General features: G+C 64.3%; 15 protein-coding genes. 4 read left to right on the top strand and 11 right to left on the bottom strand.

What is annotated here, in order from left to right; genetic code table 11:
- Positions 1-245: 245 nt before the first annotated feature.
- Entirely contained in the window at positions 246-1,739 is a 1,494-nt protein-coding gene (locus MYA_RS26660) for an ISNCY family transposase (protein WP_014725931.1), read from the top strand.
- A gap of 465 nt (positions 1,740-2,204) precedes the next feature.
- On the opposite strand, the gene MYA_RS26655 is transcribed toward MYA_RS26660, so the two are convergent.
- The gene (locus MYA_RS26655) at positions 2,205-3,455 is read right to left on the bottom strand and encodes an OmpP1/FadL family transporter (RefSeq protein WP_014725930.1); all 1,251 of its coding nucleotides are present in this window, start codon (positions 3,453-3,455) and stop codon (positions 2,205-2,207) included.
- 124 nt (positions 3,456-3,579) lie between these two features.
- Between MYA_RS26655 and MYA_RS26650 the strand changes: the two genes are divergently transcribed.
- A complete protein-coding gene (locus MYA_RS26650; protein ID WP_041494374.1) occupies positions 3,580-3,900 on the top strand; it encodes an ArsR/SmtB family transcription factor in 321 nt (106 codons plus the stop codon).
- 296 nt (positions 3,901-4,196) lie between these two features.
- On the opposite strand, the gene MYA_RS26645 is transcribed toward MYA_RS26650, so the two are convergent.
- The gene (locus tag MYA_RS26645) at positions 4,197-4,442 is read right to left on the bottom strand and encodes a hypothetical protein (protein WP_014725928.1); all 246 of its coding nucleotides are present in this window, start codon (positions 4,440-4,442) and stop codon (positions 4,197-4,199) included.
- Between the two features lie 341 nt (positions 4,443-4,783).
- Here MYA_RS26645 and groES point away from each other — a divergent pair, with 341 nt between their 5' ends.
- A complete protein-coding gene (gene groES, locus MYA_RS26640; RefSeq protein WP_014725927.1) occupies positions 4,784-5,074 on the top strand; it encodes a co-chaperone GroES in 291 nt (96 codons plus the stop codon).
- A 13-nt stretch (positions 5,075-5,087) separates the two neighbouring features.
- The gene (groL, locus tag MYA_RS26635; protein ID WP_014725926.1) at positions 5,088-6,728 is read left to right on the top strand and encodes a chaperonin GroEL; all 1,641 of its coding nucleotides are present in this window, start codon (positions 5,088-5,090) and stop codon (positions 6,726-6,728) included.
- Positions 6,729-6,823: 95 nt separating this feature from the next.
- On the opposite strand, the gene MYA_RS26630 is transcribed toward groL, so the two are convergent.
- The 9 genes from MYA_RS26630 to ssuD form a co-directional block, all read right to left on the bottom strand.
- Entirely contained in the window at positions 6,824-7,579 is a 756-nt protein-coding gene (locus tag MYA_RS26630) for an ABC transporter ATP-binding protein (RefSeq protein ID WP_014725925.1), read from the bottom strand.
- Positions 7,576-8,511 (bottom strand): ABC transporter permease, encoded by a 936-nt coding sequence (locus tag MYA_RS26625; RefSeq protein WP_014725924.1) that lies wholly within the window; start codon positions 8,509-8,511, stop codon positions 7,576-7,578. The genes MYA_RS26630 and MYA_RS26625 overlap by 4 nt, the downstream gene beginning before the upstream one ends.
- 37 nt (positions 8,512-8,548) lie before the next feature.
- Entirely contained in the window at positions 8,549-9,580 is a 1,032-nt protein-coding gene (locus tag MYA_RS26620; RefSeq protein WP_014725923.1) for an aliphatic sulfonate ABC transporter substrate-binding protein, read from the bottom strand.
- Positions 9,581-10,014: 434 nt separating this feature from the next.
- Positions 10,015-12,057, bottom strand: coding sequence for a family 2A encapsulin nanocompartment cargo protein cysteine desulfurase (locus tag MYA_RS26615; RefSeq protein WP_041494373.1), 2,043 nt, complete (start codon positions 12,055-12,057; stop codon positions 10,015-10,017).
- The gene (locus MYA_RS26610) at positions 12,032-12,964 is read right to left on the bottom strand and encodes a family 2A encapsulin nanocompartment shell protein (protein ID WP_014725921.1); all 933 of its coding nucleotides are present in this window, start codon (positions 12,962-12,964) and stop codon (positions 12,032-12,034) included. Before MYA_RS26610 ends, MYA_RS26615 begins: the two co-directional genes overlap by 26 nt.
- A gap of 153 nt (positions 12,965-13,117) precedes the next feature.
- Positions 13,118-13,393 carry a helix-turn-helix domain-containing protein gene (locus MYA_RS26605; protein ID WP_014725920.1) on the bottom strand — a complete coding sequence of 92 codons (276 nt, stop codon included), beginning with the start codon at positions 13,391-13,393 and terminating at the stop codon, positions 13,118-13,120.
- Entirely contained in the window at positions 13,390-14,340 is a 951-nt protein-coding gene (gene epsC, locus MYA_RS26600) for a serine O-acetyltransferase EpsC (RefSeq protein WP_014725919.1), read from the bottom strand. Before epsC ends, MYA_RS26605 begins: the two co-directional genes overlap by 4 nt.
- Before the next feature lie 112 nt (positions 14,341-14,452).
- A complete protein-coding gene (locus MYA_RS26595) occupies positions 14,453-14,920 on the bottom strand; it encodes a rhodanese-like domain-containing protein (protein WP_014725918.1) in 468 nt (155 codons plus the stop codon).
- A 660-nt stretch (positions 14,921-15,580) separates the two neighbouring features.
- A complete protein-coding gene (gene ssuD, locus MYA_RS26590) occupies positions 15,581-16,726 on the bottom strand; it encodes an FMNH2-dependent alkanesulfonate monooxygenase (RefSeq protein WP_014725917.1) in 1,146 nt (381 codons plus the stop codon).
- Positions 16,727-16,780: the final 54 nt, after the last annotated feature.

Below are 16,780 nucleotides of genomic sequence, written 5' to 3'. Positions count from 1 at the left end.
CTGGAAATTCTACTTCTGATCCCGCCTACTGAACGGGGGTATTACCGCTTGTCTTGAAAAAGCAGATGGCGTTGTCGCGGGCCATCTGCCAAAAATCCGTTAGGAGTACACTTGACATAATAACTATTATCAGTCGGAACGATGTAACGGCCATTTAGTAATGTCCGGTTTGAGCCAGTTAGAAATGTCCGGTTTGGGACTCCGCGAGGCGCATGCTGTGGCGCGCGCACACGACGGAGCCTGTGATGAACGAACCCGGACTGATGACGATCAGCATGAACGAACTGCAGCGTGTCAAGATCATCGAGGCGGTTCTCGAAGGACGGCTCAGCGGCGTGCGTGCTGCCGATCAGTTGGGACTGAGCGAGCGTCAGGTTTCGCGCCTGAGACGCCGCTTCGAGGCGTTGGGGGCTGCGGGTCTGGTTTCGGCCAAACGTGGCAGGCCGAGCAACAGACAACTGCCAGTGGACGTGCGGGCTCGCGTGATCGCCATCATCCGCGAGCGCTATGCCGATTTCGGGCCGACGCTGGCGCGCGAGAAGCTTCACGAGTGTCACGGCATCCTGCTGGCCAAGGAGCGTTGCGGCAATGGATGTACGATGCCGGGCTCTGGGTGCCGCGCGCGCAGCGTCCGCCGAAGGTGTACCAGCCGCGCAACCGTCGCGCGTGCTTACGGGGAGCTGATCCAGATCGATGGCAGTGACCATCACTGGTTCGAGAAGCGGGCGCCAGCGTGCACGCTACTGGTGTTCGTCGACGACGCGACCAGCCGGCTGATGGCGCTGCACTTCACGGCCACCGAATCGACCTTCAGCTATTTTGAGGCGCTGTCCAAGTATCTGGATTCGCACGGCAAGCCGGTGGCGTTCTACAGCGACAAGGCCAGCGTTTTTTACGTGAAGAAGCGCTCGGAGACTGCGGGCAAAGGCGTCACGCAGTTCGGGCGGGCGCTGTACGAGCTCAACATCGAGACGTTCTGTGCGAACTCGAGCCAGGCGAAGGGGCGCGTCGAGCGCGCCAACGGTACGCTGCAGGACCGGCTCGTGAAGGAGCTTCGGCTGCGCGGCATCAGCACGCGGGAAGCCGCCAATGCGTACGCGCCCTCCTTCATCGTGGACTTCAACCGGCGTTTCGCGAAGCCGCCGGCGAGCGATTACAACGCGCACCGGCCACTGCGCGATGACGAGGACCTGCGGCAGATCCTGGCCTATCGCGTGCCGCGCAAGGTAACGAATTCACTCACGGTGCAGTACGACCGTGTGATGTACCTGCTGGAAGACACGGCGGTCAATCGCCGCCTGATCCATGAGTACGTGGAGGTCGTCGAGTATCCCGATGGCGTGATCGAGGTGCAGGCCGACCGCACGGTGTTGCCGCACACCGAATATGACCGCATCACGAAGATCGACCAGGGCGCGGAAATCGACAACAAGCGGCTCGCGAGCGCGCTGGAAGTGGTGCGGCAGGTTCAGGCGATACGTGATGACCGGCGCGCGGCGGGCTCGCCTTCCCGCACGCATATCGGTGAAGCGGTCCGTGCGAAGAAGGCGCTCGTCGGGCTGAAGAAGCAGCGTGCCATCGAGGTCGCCGACCTGAACCAGGCCGTTCTCGATATCAGCGCAAAAGAAGTGAGGGAACGGAGGTGGCTGCGCCGCCCCACCCCAAAAACACAAACGGAACCAAGGCAAAAACGACGTCAAAACCGGACATTTCTATCTAGCCGAAACCCGGACATTTGAATCTGGCTTTGACAAATCGATGCATCCGCAAAATTACCCGCGCCGCGAGGTCGCCTGCACGATGCGGCTATCCTGCGCGACCGATTGAACCGCACCGGGAATCGTGGGGGCTGATTGGTTCAAGAAGCAGTTGCGAAATTCGCTGAACAGAGGTTTGAGACGGGTCGGGTCTTACCGGCAATCTGCGAGGCAGTTCTCTCGCAAAACAGTTCCTGTTGGCGGACGAGGAACGTGAACAGCGTGATTTGCTGGTGATCGAGTGCGCTGTGAGCGCCATGCAACCATTGCTATTCGTTTCGTCGTCTCTCTGCGCCTCGCCGCAAACGGCAGCACGATACGGCTGCCGACACGGGCGGCCGCTTCGCGAATGCGCAACGTCAGACGTATGCGCTTGGCCGAGCGATCGGATCGCGTGGCTAGCCGCATCGAGCCGGCAACCCGTGCGGTTTCGCCGGACGACGAGACTCAGAACGATTTTCCGAAGGACACGCCCACGACGTCTTCGGCCAGATGCAAATTTGCATTGCCGCCCCCGAAGGCTGCGGGAATCGAGTTGTTGCCGTCGACCGTCTTCTTGAACGCATGGCCGTAGAACACACCGAACGACGTCTTCGCATCGGTCTTCCACGTGGCGCCAAGCGTCGCCTGATCCTGCACGACACCTGGCGCGAGGACGTTCAGGAAGGTCTCCGTACTGGCGACCGGCTGGCTCGAATGACTGTAGCCTGCACGAAGCGTGAGGTGGCTAGTCACGTCATAGCTGGTGCCGATCTTGATTACGTTGGTATTGCGCCAGCCGAAACCCGGCCCGTTGGACGACCCCATTGTGTTGCCTAAAAACAGGTTGGCGAGCGGATTCGCAATCGACTTCACATTGCCGTACAGAATGCGTTGAAAATCGGCCGCCACTGTCCATGCCGGCGTGACTTTCCAGGAGAGGCCGATGCCGTAGTTCTCCGGAATATCGAACGATCCGCCATCGGCAAAGAGACCTTTGTATTTGTCGAACCGTCCGTGAATCTTCGAAGCCCACGTCACGCCGACCGTCAGCGTGGGCGTGATTTCGCCGGTATAGCCGAGATGCACGCCCACTCCCACTGTCGAATCGGCTCCGCGATCGGTGGCGTTGCCGGGGGCGACCGACATGCCCGTGAACGGTTGCAGCCCGCTTGCGGTAAAGCGCTGATAGGCGATGTTCAGGCCGATACCGAACGCATGTCGGTCCAGCAACTTGTAGGCAATCGTCGGGGAGAGGAACAACTGCTCGAGATCCACGCCGGCCGATCCCGTGGCACCGAAGGCACGATAGGGATTGCGCGCATAGCCCGTGTCGAGGCCGCCGTTCGCGTACAGTGCGAGACCTGCATAAGTGTTCGGCAGAACCTGATACGTCACGGCGAATTCGGGCAGCGCGAAAATCGAGCGATTGTTGCCTGCGTAGCTGCCGTCAGCGCCGAAGCCGTTGCCCGAAATTTCCGCGCCGCGCTTCGGCAGAAAGAGGCTGATGTCGCCATCGAACCGGTTGCCGACGAAGGCAATGCCTGCAGGGTTGGCCGCCGCGGACAGGGCATCCTGCGGCAACCCGATTCCTACGCCGGCCATGCCCTGCGACGCCACGCCATAGCCGTTGGAAAAATAGCCATTGGTCGCCCATGCCAGGCCCGGTATTGCCGCGACAACAGCAAGGAGTGCGCGTGAGGTCCCTTGTAGCTTCATACGTTTCCCCGAATAATGTTTAACAGCCAACGGGGCAGAGTCTATTGACCAGGGTTCGCGCCTCAAACCAAATTTTTCACATAAGCTTTAGATAGATTATCAACATATAAACTGTAATCGTTCAATGAGTTCTTCCGATTCCACCATCGACCTTCGCACCATGCAGGCTTCTGCGAAAAATGCCTGCGCCCTGCTGAAGGTTCTCGCCAACTCGGATCGTTTGCTGGTCATGTGCCGTTTGTCTCAGGACGAGTTGTCCGTCGGCGAGTTGGAGGATCAGCTAGGCATCCGCCAGCCCACCCTGTCCCAGCAGTTGGGCGTGCTTCGGGAAAATGGTCTGGTCACTGCGCGCCGCGAGGGCAAGAACATTTTCTACTCGGTGGCGAGTGCCGAGGCGCTTGCCGTGATGGATGTGCTTTATCAGCAGTTCTGTGTCGCTTCCTGATCCGGGCGCCATCGCGCGCCCGGCAGTCGCTCGCCTGGAAGAACAGTAGCGAGTGCGATTCGATGCTGCGGCGCGCCGGCGCATCGGGTAGCGCAGATGGATCGTCGAACGCCGTATCGGCGGTCAGGCGCGCGGGGTCAGTCAGCGCTGCGCGCGATAGACGCCGCTGCGTAATGGCGCACCCGGCATACCCCGCAGGCTCGGCAGCCCCTCAGGTGGCTCATACGCGCATGTTGCCGGCCACTCGCCATTCAGAACCGGGTAGTTGAATCCGGCTCCCTCTACGTCGGCGAAAGTTAGTCGCTCACGTGAAACACTTCGAGCGTGTAGCCCATGTTGAAGTAGCCGGCGAGCGCGTACGTCGCAATGCGTTCGAAGTGCTCGGCGTCATGGCCCTGCGGGGCGGACAGCCGCCGTGCTGCAAAAGGGCGTGCGCTTTCCCGCGCGACAACGGACGCGGCGTGGTCTCTCGAACGTCGCCGCACGCTGTGTAGCAGCCGCGATATCGCGTTGCGAGAGAGCAATGCGAGGCTCATCGACATGACGGCACCTCCTGGTCATCTGGCGTTCACGCATTCAATCTAGTCACCGTCGCACGGCCGCACAACCAAGCATTCTTTCGATGCTTTTTCGCCGCTCGCGATAGGAAAGCTCCCTCCGTGCGGATTCACGCGGGCCGCTCCTCCTGGCCCTTTAGCGCAAACCGTGCATTGCAAATCCCGCGCTGCCGGCAAACGTTCTGCCAATCGGTTATTGGAGCCGTTTGCACGCCGTTTCTATACTCGGCTTCCGGTCAGCACTCACCATCCGAGAGTGCCAGTCGAAGATGCAGCAAAGGTGCAGGGGCATCACCCTCCGTCACTCGTCCAGAAAGGAACAGCAAATGAGTCTACGTCCGTTACATGATCGCGTGATCGTGAAGCGTCTCGATCAGGAAAGCCGTACGGCATCGGGCATCGTCATTCCGGACAGCGCCGCCGAGAAGCCGGATCAGGGCGAAATCGTCGCAGTCGGTCCGGGCCGTCGCGGCGACGACGGCAGGCGTATCGAGCCGGACCTGAAGGTCGGCGAACGCGTCCTGTTCGGAAAATATGCGGGGCAGTCGGTGAAAGTCGACGGCAACGAACTGCTCGTGCTGCGCGAAGAAGACATCGTCGCAGTCGTTCAATCCTGAGGGAGAGTCAAACATGGCAGCCAAAGAAGTCGCCTTCAGCGACAACGCACGGTCCAAACTGGTTGAAGGCGTGAACCTGCTCGCCAATGCCGTGAAAGTCACACTCGGTCCGAAGGGCCGCAACGTGGTGCTCGAACGCAGTTTCGGCAGCCCCGTCGTGACCAAGGACGGCGTATCCGTCGCCAAGGAAATCGAGCTGGCCGACAAGCTGCAGAACATCGGCGCGCAGCTCGTCAAGGAAGTCGCCTCGAGAACGAGCGACGACGCCGGCGACGGCACGACCACCGCGACGGTGCTCGCACAGGCCATCGTGCGCGAGGGCCAGAAGTACGTGGCAGCCGGCCTCAACCCGCTGGATCTGAAACGCGGCATCGACAAAGCCGTGGTCGCGGCAGTCGAGGAACTGAAGAAGATCAGCAAGCCGACGACCACCAGCAAGGAAATCGCGCAGGTCGCAACCATTTCGGCCAATGGGGAAGAGTCGATCGGGCAGCGCATTGCGGAAGCCATCGACCGCGTCGGCAAGGAAGGCGTGATTACCGTGGAAGACGGCAAGTCGCTTGCCGACGAACTCGATGTGGTCGAAGGGCTGCAATTCGATCGCGGCTACCTCTCGCCCTACTTCATCAACAATCAGGACCGGCAGCTCGCCATCCTGGAAGAGCCCTTCGTGCTGCTGCACGACAAGAAGATTTCGAACATCCGCGACCTGCTGCCCGTACTCGAACAGGTCGCGAAGTCGGGCCGGCCCCTGCTGATCATTGCGGAAGACGTGGAAGGCGAAGCGCTCGCCACACTCGTCGTGAACAATATTCGCGGCATCCTGAAGACGGTGGCCGTGAAAGCGCCGGGCTTCGGCGACCGCCGCAAGGCACTGCTCGAAGACATCGCAATTCTCACGGGCGGCCAAGTGATCGCGGAGGAAACCGGCCTGACGCTCGAAAAAGCGACGCTTGCCGAACTGGGCCAGGCCAAACGCATCGAGGTCGGCAAGGAGAACACCACCGTGATCGACGGCGGCGGGGAGAAGTCCAACATCGAGGCGCGGGTCAAGCAGATTCGCGTGCAGATCGCGGAAGCAACGTCCGACTATGACCGCGAGAAGCTCCAAGAGCGCGTGGCGAAGCTTGCGGGCGGCGTAGCGGTCATCAAGGTGGGCGGTGCGACCGAAATCGAAGTCAAGGAGAAGAAGGACCGCGTCGACGATGCACTGCACGCCACGCGCGCCGCTGTGGAAGAAGGCATCGTGCCGGGCGGAGGCGTCGCGTTGATTCGCGTGAAGCAGGCCATTGCCGGCCTGCAAGGTGCGAACGCGGACCAGAACGCGGGCATCAACATCGTGCGCCGCGCCTTGGAAGAGCCGCTGCGCCAGATCGTCGCGAATGCCGGCGAAGAAGCCAGCGTGATTGTCGCGAAGGTGGCGGAGGGCTCGGGCAACTTCGGCTACAACGCGGCCTCCGGCGAATACGGCGATCTGGTGGAAACCGGCGTGGTCGATCCCACGAAGGTGACGCGCACGGCGCTGCTCAACGCGGCCTCCGTGGCGAGTCTGCTGCTGACGACGGATGCGACGGTATATGAAGCGCCCAAGGACGCGGCGCCCTCCGCATTGCCTGCTGGCGCAGGCGCGGGCGGTCCGGGCTTCGAGTTCTAATCCCCTCAACGGGAAAATGCCGGCGCCCGCAGGCGCCGGCCAACCGTCATCGTCGTGGCGCTCGTGCCGGTTCAGGGCAACAGCTCGAGCCAGTTTCAAGCCGGTTGTGCGAACAACTCAGCCAACCGATCGAGCAACGCCGTTCGCAATCCACCGTCGCTTGCTGCCTGCCGGTTACGCGGACGCGGCAGATCGACCCGCAACTCGTGCACGATGCCGCCACCCGCGCCGTCTTGCCCGGACTGCATCACGAGCACGCGGTCCGAGAGCAGCAGGGCTTCGTCCACGTCGTGCGTCACCACCAGCGCGGCCATCCGATGCGACGACGTGACCTGCAATAACAGATCCTGCAAGCGCATTCGCGTAATGGCATCGACCGCGCTGAATGGCTCGTCGAGCAGCAGCACGCTCGGTCGTGAAAAGAGCCCACGCGCGATTGCCACGCGTTGCGCCATACCGCCCGATAGCTCCTTCGGCCAGCGCGCCTCGATCCCGGGCAGGCCAACCTCGGCGAGCAGTGCCGAGACGCGGTCGGCGGCTTCGTCGCGAGCACGCAGCGGAAAGCTGATGTTGTTCGCCACATCGAGCCACGGCAAAAGCCGCGGCTCCTGAAAGATCACACCAAGCGCCGGCGACGGACCATCGAGCGGCAGGCCTCCGAGCGCGACTACCCCATCGAAATCGCGATCGAGCCCGGCCACGATGCGCAACAGCGTGCTCTTGCCGCAGCCGCTCGGGCCGAGCAGGCTCACGATCTCGCCGGGGCGCACCGCAAGCTGCGTGTCGTTCAGCACCGCGCGGCCGCCGTAGCGCTTCAGCCGCACACGTACATGGAGCACGGAATCGCTCATCCTCGCCTCTCGCCGGTATCCGTATCGCGCCACACCAGCACGCGGGCTTCGAGCGCCTTCATCGCGCCGTCCGTCAGTTTGCCCATCAAGGCCAGCAGGATGATGGCGCCAAACACGATGTCGGGCCGTCCGGTTTCGCGCCCGTCGCTCAACAGATAGCCGAGGCCGCGCGTGGCGGCGATCAGTTCCGCGGCCACCACGAACATCCACGCGAGGCTCAGGCCCGTGCGCAGCCCCGTGAAGAGTTGCGGGAGCGCGGCCGGCAACAGGATGCGCGTCAGCATGCGTGCCGGACTCAGCCGATAAACCGCGCCGAGTTCTACGAGCTTGCGCTCCACATTGCGAATGCCCGCCACCACGGCGAGGTGGACCGGAAAGAAAGCGCCGATCGCGACGAGCGCGACCTTCGGTGCTTCGTCGATGCCCATCCAGAGCAGCAACACCGGCACCCACGCCAGCGACGGAATCGCGCGCAGCGCCTGGAACGACGGATCAAAGAGCGCCTCGAGCCTGCTGCTCAGCCCCATCGCCGCGCCAATCAGCACAGCGAGCGCCGCACCCAGGCCGAAGCCCGCCAGCACGCGCAGCGTACTGGCGACGACGTGGCGCAGAAGCCGTTCGCCTCCCATGTGCATCATCGTGCCCGCGATCGCCGAAGGCGCGGGCACCAGGTTGGCGGGCAATACCTGCGCACGAACCAGCAGTTCGATCGCGCCGAGAAACACCACGGGCAACGCAAGGCCGGCCCAATGCCAGCGTCGCAGGCGTTGTTCCGCAGTCTCGCCGTGCCCGGCTTCCGCTACGTCACGGCGCGCCGTCACGGCATGCGAAACGGCGGCCGCCTGCGTGGCGCCCCGCTCGTGTGCTTCGTGCGCGGGCACGGCGCCGGATGCGCTGCTGTTGCGCAGCGTGAGCGCGTCGTCGATAGCCATCGGATGGTCCTTCAGGGTGTTCCTTTAAGGTGACCCTTCAATGTGCGCCCGTCGACGCGATGACTGTCTGGGCCGGCCGAACGTCGATCAGCGCATCGATGACCTGCTCCACCTTCGTGCCGGGCTTCACCAGTTGCTCCCGCGTGAGGATGGGCGCGGCGGCCTTGAGCGCGGCGATCTGCTTCGGCCCCGGCTGCGGCTGGCTGAAATCGTTGCGGCTCAGTTGTAGCTTCGCCACCGCGAGCGACACTTTCGACTCCTTCGCGATGATCTGTGCGGTCTCGTCCGGATGCGCGGCGATCCACAGCCGGGCTTTCTCGTAGACTTTCAGCACACGCGCGAGCGCGCCGGGGTACTGCCTGATGAAGTCTTCGCGCGCATTCAGGAAGCCCCACGTGTTGAAGTCCACGTTCCGGTACAAGAGGCGCGCGCCGTTGTCCACTTCCGCCGCGGCCATGTGGGGATCGAGCCCGGCCCACGCGTCCACCTGCCCGTTGACGAGCGCCGTGCGGCCATCGGGATGCTGGAGATTGACGATCTCGACGTCGTCCGCGGACAAGCCCGCCGTGTGCAATGCGCGCAGCGTGAACAGATACGGGTCGGTGCCCTTCGTCGCGGCGATCTTCTTGCCCTTGAGCTGCGCGAGCGACTGGATGTTCGAATCCTTGCGCACGACCAGCGCCGTCCACTCGGGGCGCGAGAAGATGTAGACGGTGCGGATGGGGTTGCCGTTCGCCTTGGCGAGCACCGCGGCAAGCCCCGCGCTGGAGCCGATCTGGATCGCTCCGCTGTTCAGGTATTCCAGCGCGCGGTTGCTGCCGAGACTCAGCACCCACGTGATCTTCGTGTGGTCCGGCGCAAACGCTTCCTCGAGCCAGCCGTAGTGGCGAATCACGAGGCTTTCGGGCGAGTAGTACGCGTAGTCGAGCTTCAGCTCCGTGGGTATGGCCTCGGCGGCGTGAGCCGCACGCGGCGGGAGCGCCGCGGTCAGCATCGTGAAGGCGACGGCCACAAAGGCGGCGACGGCCGCCCGCACGCGCGCGAAGCCGACGCGGCTCGATTGCTTCATGGTATTTCCCCGGTTCGGTCATATGGAGTGGGCGTGTGCCGCAGCGAAAGGAACGGCAGTGCATACGGCCGGATTCACGCAGTCAGACAGCCGATGCTAACGGCCGCATGCGCGTCGGTGAACCGATGTTTAGAGCAAAGCAAATGACGGTGCGCGAATTGCGGCTCTGCGCGTCGCACCGTGCGCTGTTGTTTGCGCCGCGTCGCGACTCGCTATCACGCGGGAGCATGAGCATCGAGCGATCGGATCGTTGGCCGGATGACGACCGGCGCATCCGGCTCGTTTTCGTCCTGCACGACATATCGCCCGAGGGGGGAACGGGCGACGTTTATGAACGTCCTTGCAGGGGAAGAAGCGGCCCCGACCATCGAGCATGGATGGCCGTCATCGCATCGATGACGACCCGCTGCCCAACACGTCAGGAGCCGCTCCCTTCAGGCGCTTCGCGCAGACAGATGCCGGATGACCGACACCATCGCGTCCACTTCGTCGCAGGTGTTGTAGAACGCGAGCGACGGACGCACGGTTGCTTCGAGCCCGAAACGTCGCAGAATCGGTTGAGCGCAATGATGGCCCGAGCGCACCGCGATGCCCTCCTGGTTCAACGCACGCCCCACCTCTTCCGTCTCGTAACCCTTCAGCACGAACGACAGCACACTCGCCTTGTGCCGCGCCGTACCGACGAGCCGCACGCCCGGCACCGGACCGAGCCGGCTCGCCGCGTACTCGAGCAGATCGTGTTCGTAGCGACCGATGTTCTCGATACCGATCCGCTCGACGTACTCCAGTGCCGCGCCGAGTCCGACGGCATCCGCGATGTTGCCCGTGCCGGCCTCGAAGCGGTTGGGCGGCGGCTGGAACACCGTGCGCTCGAACGTCACGTCCGCGATCATGTTGCCGCCGCCCTGCCACGGCGGCATGTCGTCGAGAATGGCGCGCTTGCCGTACACCACGCCGATGCCGGTCGGCCCGAAAATCTTGTGGCCGGAGAACACGAAAAAGTCCGCGTCCAGCGCCTGCACGTCCACCCGCATGTGCGACACCGACTGCGCGCCGTCCACGAGTACCTTCGCACCCGCACGGTGGGCCAGCTCGATGATCTCCTGCACCGGCACCACGGTGCCGAGCGCATTGGACACCTGTGTGACGGACACAATCTTCGTGCGGCTGGAAAGCAGCTTGCGGTACTCGTCGAGCAGCACCTGGCCCGAATCGTCCACCGGAATCACCCGCAGCTTCGCGCCCGCTTGCGCTGCGAGTTGCTGCCACGGCACGATGTTCGCGTGATGCTCCAGATGCGACACGACGATCTCGTCGCCTTCGCCCACATTGCACGCGCCCCAGGTCTTCGCGATCAGGTTGATGGCCTCGGTCGTGCCGCGCACGAACACGATTTCGTCCGGTGACGCCGCGCCGATGAAACGCCGCGCGATGGCCCGCGCGTTCTCGTAGGCATCCGTCGCACGGCCCGCCAGCGCATGCGCGGCGCGATGGATGTTCGAGTTCTCGTGCGCGTAGAAATACGCGAGGCGGTCGATCACGGCCTGCGGCTTTTGCGTCGTCGCCGCATTGTCGAACCAGACGAGCTGCTTGCCGTTCACGCGCTCCTGCAGAATCGGGAAGTCGCGGCGAATCGCGTTGATGTCGAACGGCGGATGCGCGGCCGGCACGGCTGGGCCTGCGCCGCGCGGATCAAGCGCGGCACGCTCGCCGTCGAGAAAGTACGGTACGCCGTGAGCTGCGTGACGATGCGGCTCGACGCCCGGTGCGAAGCGATGAATAGATAGCAGCGAACGCAGATCGTCTTCGTGAGGCAGCCCGAACGACTGCGGCGTCACGCCCGCCGCCGACGGCACGACGATATCCTGCGCGGGACGCTGCCAGCCATGTTCCGGCGCGCCGATGAAGTAGTACGGTGCGCTCCCCGCGGACGATGAAGACGCCGCAGCCCCTGCCTCGTGAGAGGCAACGGCCGGCGCCGGCGCCTGCACCGGCGGCACGCCGAGCGCGGCACCGCCGATACGCGGTTCGAGGGCGGGCGCAATCGTCGCCACGTTGTCGGGCACCCCGGTCTGCGCGACCGCATGCGGTGCCAACGCGGGTGCACGGTTGCCGAGCGTGAGCACGTGCGTGGGCGCGGCGGGCAACAAATTTCCGCCCGGCACGCGCCCTGCCGGCAGCGACGCGCCGGGCACACCCGTGCCCGCTCCGCCAGGCCCCGCGAGCGGCGAGCCGGCGGGCGCCGGGTTCGTGAGCGTGGAGACCACCGGCACCGCAGCGGGCCACGCGGACGGCAGCCCGCCTACGGCCGACGGCGACTCCGGCGACGCCACACTGCCGGGCAACGTCGAGAAAAACGCGTTGGCGAGGCGTGCGAGCGTGTCCGCATCGGGCAGTCCGGCCGGCACCGTGGCGGGCGGGATATCGGGCGCTGCGTCGCCTGGCCGCAGGTTACCGGTAGGTGTCAGCGTAGTCATGGTACTTGCCGATCTCCACGTCATCGAGCACCGCCAGTGCATCAGGCGAATGAACTGCGAGCGAGCAATACAGCGAGATCAGATACGACGCGATCGCCTGATTGTTGATGCCCATGAAGCGCACCGACAGCCCCGGACCTTGCTCTCCCGCCACACCCGGCTGGTACAGACCGACCACGCCCTGGCGCTTGTCACCCACCCGCAGCAGCAGGATCTTCGTCTTGCCGTCGGCGACAGGGACCTTGTCGGACGGAATCAGCGGAATGCCGCGCCACGTGATGAACTGCGAGCCGAACAGATTGACGGTGGGCGGCGGCACGCCGCGGCGCGTGCATTCGCGGCCGAATGCGGCGATGGCGAGCGGATGCGTGAGAAAGAACGCCGGCTCTTTCCAGACTTTCGTCAGCAGTTCGTCCAGATCGTCGGGCGTCGGCGCGCCGGTCAGCGGGAAAACGCGCTGCTCTTCGTCCACGTTCGCGAGCAGGCCGTAGTCCGGATTGTTGATGAGCTGACTTTCCTGCAATTCCTTGATCGTCTCGATCGTGAGGCGCAGCTGTTCCTTGATCTGGTCGTGCGGGCTGCTGTAGAGGTCCGACACGCGCGTATGCACGTCGAGCACCGTGCTCACCGCATTGAGGAAGTATTCACGCGGGTTTTCTTCGTACGGGACGAAGGTGGTGGGAAGCGTCCCTTCGTCTTCGCGTGCCGTGCAGGTGGCGCGCACGGCTTCGGGGTTCTTCACCTGGTTCAGGCGATAGATACCGGCCTCCACTGGCACCCATTGCAGCAGATGGGTCAGCCAGCGCGGCGTGATGGTCGAAAGTTGCGGGACGGTCTTGGTGGCATTGGCGAGTTGCCGTGCTGCGTTATCGCCGAGCGCGGTCGGGCCGCTCACGATCGTCGACATTCGGAGGCTCCTGGTCGATAGAAGAAATACGGGAATGCTTATTGCGATGGGGAATTATCGGGAGCCTGAAAATGGCGCTCAACATGCTATAGCCATCACCGGCCGGTCGACCGGCAAGGTGCGACGCCGCCGGCCGGCCATGGCCGATGAAAATCAGAAGGTTGGCGCAGGTGTGGCCGGACCGCGATCCGGCGCGAGCACGCTCGCTGAAGCGGTGGGCGGCACGCCCAGCAACGTCGAGATGGGCACGCCGAACGCGCGAGCCAGCTTCTCGACTGTCACGATCGACGCGATGGCCGTACCGCGCTCGATTTCGCCGACATACGAGCGATTCAGGCCGGCGTGCTCCGCGAGCTGCTCCTGCGACCACGCATGCGCTTCCCGCTGCGCGCGCACGGCCGCGCCGAAATTGCGAACGAGTGCGGTCATACGTGCACTCCCGCCGTCAGGCCGACCACTACCGCGCCAGCCGGCCGGGCCGCTTCACTGCGCAAGCTGGCCTGCGTCACGTGGCTGCCGGGCGCGACGTCCTGCGTGATCCACACGTTGCCGCCGATCGTCGCGCCGCGTCCTATCGTCACGCGGCCCAGTATCGTCGCACCGGCATAGATGACGACGTCGTCCTCGACAATGGGGTGACTTGCAAGCCCCTTTTCGAGATGGCCGTCTGCATCGACCGGAAACCGCTTGGCGCCGAGCGTCACCGCCTGGTAGAGACGCACACGCTGGCCGATCACGGACGTTTCGCCGATCACGACGCCGGTGCCGTGGTCGATGAAAAAGCCTGCGCCGATCTGCGCGCCTGGATGAATGTCGATACCCGTCTGCGCGTGCGCGAGCTCGGCCACGATGCGCGCGAGCAACGGCAGCCCGAGCCGATACAGCTCGTGTGCCAGCCGGTGATGAATCATCGCGAGCACGCCGGGATAGCAGAGCAGCACTTCGTCAACGCTGCCTGCCGCCGGATCGCCGTGATAGGCGGCGATCACATCGGCATCCAGCCGCGCGCGAATCTCGGGCAAACGCTGCGCAAATGCGCGTACGGCGTGCACGGCGCGCGCCTCCACGGCTTCGCTGTCTTTGGCTTCGCGCCGCGCGATGTACTGCAATTCGAGCCTGGCTTGCGCGAGCAGCCCGTGCAATGCGGCGTCGAGCGCATGTGCGACGTAGAAGTTCTCGCTGTCCTGACGCAGGCTGGGCGGCCCGAGCCGCATCGGAAACAGCACGCCCTTGAGCGCGTCGACGACTTCCGACAACGCATCCCGCGAAGGCAGGTCTCGCCCGCCGGGCTCCAGCGCGCGCTTCTGCTCGTCGCGCCACCGTTGCCGGACCGTGTACAGCGAGCCCACGATTTCATCGATTTCGAATACGGCCACAGGCTTTACTCCTTGTCATTCATCGCCGGCACGTGACCGAGCATGGTTCGACCGAAGCGCATCGCACCGCCATCCCCATAATGCGCCCGAGCGATCCACCGCAGTCGTGCGGCTAGTCCTGCACCCACGGCAGCCCATGGAAACGCCAGCCGTTCTGGCCGCCGCGGTGCTGCGCGTCGTCGAGCGCACCCTCGAAGCCTTCGAGCACGTTGAACACGTGTGCGAAACCGGCCTTGGCTGCCGCGTCCGCCGCGAGCGCCGACCGGTTGCCGCTGCGGCACAGCAGCAGCACGACGACATCTTTGCCTGTTTTCGCTTCGAGCTCGCGCACGAAACGGGGATTGCGCGTCAAGCTCGTCCCCGTAGCCCACGCCACATGCACGCTGTCCGGCACATAGCCAACGAACTTGCGCTCTTCGGCGGTGCGGACATCCACCAGCACCGCGTTGCCTGCCGAGACCAGCGCCCATGCATCGCGCGGCGCGACGCCGCCCGCGTAGGCCAGCCCTTCCTTCGCCGCCTGTTCGCGTGCCGTCTCGAGTGCTGCGTGGACCGGTCGTTCTTCGAGTACTGCTGCCATTACGCCTCCCGGGTTCGTTACATGGCCGTTTCACGGCAAGCCGTCTATAGCCATCAGGAAACGATGATGCGCGAGCGTCCGCGAACGGCGAACCAATAAATTTTCATTTCCAAAGAAGCACGCGAGCGGGCTGTACACCGACGAATGACGCGTGTCCCCGCGCACGGCGCTGGCGCACGGCCGCCAAAGACAGGGGTTTGCGAAAGGACGGACCGGCGCGGCGTCGGTCCGCCAGCCCCTTGACCGCGGTTTCCGATGCGCGAAGAGAAGGATGCCTTCGCGGCGATCTTGCGTGCGCAGAGATTGCCCGCATAGCGGGCCGACGCGCGGCCCTCAAGCCGCTGCATCGTCCAACGCGGCGCAACCTCGATTGCCGTGACCACATTGACGTCGCTGGCCTTCGCGCCAAAACGCAGGTCTGGTTCCTTCTCGTCTACTACGCGCGCTTCGGGTTCGTCTGGCCAAGACACGCCAAGATCCGCGCGATCACGCTCCACTTCCGCTCGCACCGTTCGATACCCGTGCGCCGGTTCAATCAGCGCACGATGGATTCGCGCTCGGACTCGGCGATCGCCCCGAAAACGTCAGGTTGATAGGCTGGCCGGCAGCGCGGATCGATCACGCTGCGGCCGAAGAAATGGATTCGGACAGGCGAACCCGTCAGTGTTTCCCTCCGGCGCCTTGCGGCGTGGCGCGGATATCGAACGCTCCGCCCGTGAGCGTCCGGTCGCGCAACGTGACCGGCGTCTTGCCGGGCAGCAACGGGAACACCAGCTCCGCAAATCGAATCGCTTCTTCGAGGTGCGGATAGCCGGACAACACGAAGCTATCGACGCCGAGCTCCACATACTCGTTGAGTCGCGCGGCCACCTCTTCGGCGCTGCCGACGAGCGCCGTGCCCGCACCGCCGCGCACGAGGCCGACACCGGCCCACAGATTGGGGCCGACCACCAGCGTGTCGCGGCTGCCGCCGTGCAACGCCGCCATGCGCTTCTGGCCCACGGAATCCATGCTCGCGTAATTGCGCTGTGCCGCCGCGATATCGTCGTCCGTCAGGTGGCTGATCAATCGATCCGCGTCCGCCCACGCTTCCTCGCTCGTTTCGCGCACGATCACATGCAGCCGCACGCCGAACCGAATCTTGCGGCCATACCGCTCGGCTCGCCGCCGCACGTCGGCGATCTTCTCGGCCACGGCGGCCGGCGGTTCGCCCCAGGTCAAATAGGCATCGACATGCTTCGCAGCCAACTCGTGCGCCGCCGGCGACGACCCGCCGAAATACAGCGGCGGATAAGGCTTGCTGGCGGGCGGAAAGAAATTCTGTGCACCCTGCACCTTAAGGTGCTTGCCGTCGAAATCGACCTTCTCGCCCGACAGCAGGCCGCGCCAGATCGTCAGAAATTCGTCGCCGGCCTCGTAGCGCTCGTCGTGACCGTAAAACACGCCGTCTGCAGCGAGTTCGGTCGCATCGCCGCCCGGCACGACATTGAGCAGCAACCGCCCCTCGCCGAGCGCCTGGTCGAGCGTCGCCGCCTGGCGCGCGGAAGCCGTCGGATTGCCGAGCGACGTGCGCAGCGCCACCAGCAGCTTGATACGCTGCGTGACCGGAATCAGGCTGGCCGCCGTCACCCACGGATCGAGACAGGAAGCGCCCGTCGGAATCAGCAGCCCGTCGTAGCCGAGCTGGTCGGCCGTCACCGCGATCTGGCGCATGTATGCATTCGTTGCCTGACGGCCGAAATCCGATTTGCCGAGATAACGCGTATCACCCGAAGTGGGCAGGAACCAGAAAATATCGAGACTCATGATGTATTCGTTAAATGATCATCCACCGCACCCGTGACATCCTGCGATGCCGGG

The sequence above is a fragment of the Burkholderia sp. KJ006 genome, from assembly GCF_000262695.1.
GTDB classification, from domain to species: Bacteria; Pseudomonadota; Gammaproteobacteria; order Burkholderiales; family Burkholderiaceae; genus Burkholderia; species Burkholderia vietnamiensis.
Note: the sequence above shows the minus strand (reverse complement) of the source record. Positions and strands in the feature narration are given on the sequence as shown.

Bases quoted from the DNA above. Each gene is read 5' to 3' on its own strand.
- MYA_RS26615 (WP_041494373.1), bottom strand. From the start codon at position 12,057: ATGACTACGCTGACACCTACCGGTAACCTGCGGCCAGGCGACGCAGCG.
- groL (WP_014725926.1), top strand. From the start codon at position 5,088: ATGGCAGCCAAAGAAGTCGCCTTCAGCGACAACGCACGGTCCAAACTG.
- MYA_RS26630 (WP_014725925.1), bottom strand. From the start codon at position 7,579: ATGAGCGATTCCGTGCTCCATGTACGTGTGCGGCTGAAGCGCTACGGC.
- MYA_RS26625 (WP_014725924.1), bottom strand. From the start codon at position 8,511: ATGGCTATCGACGACGCGCTCACGCTGCGCAACAGCAGCGCATCCGGC.
- ssuD (WP_014725917.1), bottom strand. From the start codon at position 16,726: ATGAGTCTCGATATTTTCTGGTTCCTGCCCACTTCGGGTGATACGCGT.
- MYA_RS26650 (WP_041494374.1), top strand. From the start codon at position 3,580: ATGAGTTCTTCCGATTCCACCATCGACCTTCGCACCATGCAGGCTTCT.
- MYA_RS26605 (WP_014725920.1), bottom strand. From the start codon at position 13,393: ATGACCGCACTCGTTCGCAATTTCGGCGCGGCCGTGCGCGCGCAGCGG.
- MYA_RS26655 (WP_014725930.1), bottom strand. From the start codon at position 3,455: ATGAAGCTACAAGGGACCTCACGCGCACTCCTTGCTGTTGTCGCGGCA.
- groES (WP_014725927.1), top strand. From the start codon at position 4,784: ATGAGTCTACGTCCGTTACATGATCGCGTGATCGTGAAGCGTCTCGAT.
- MYA_RS26595 (WP_014725918.1), bottom strand. From the start codon at position 14,920: ATGGCAGCAGTACTCGAAGAACGACCGGTCCACGCAGCACTCGAGACG.
- MYA_RS26660 (WP_014725931.1), top strand. From the start codon at position 246: ATGAACGAACCCGGACTGATGACGATCAGCATGAACGAACTGCAGCGT.
- MYA_RS26645 (WP_014725928.1), bottom strand. From the start codon at position 4,442: ATGTCGATGAGCCTCGCATTGCTCTCTCGCAACGCGATATCGCGGCTG.
- MYA_RS26620 (WP_014725923.1), bottom strand. From the start codon at position 9,580: ATGAAGCAATCGAGCCGCGTCGGCTTCGCGCGCGTGCGGGCGGCCGTC.
- MYA_RS26610 (WP_014725921.1), bottom strand. From the start codon at position 12,964: ATGTCGACGATCGTGAGCGGCCCGACCGCGCTCGGCGATAACGCAGCA.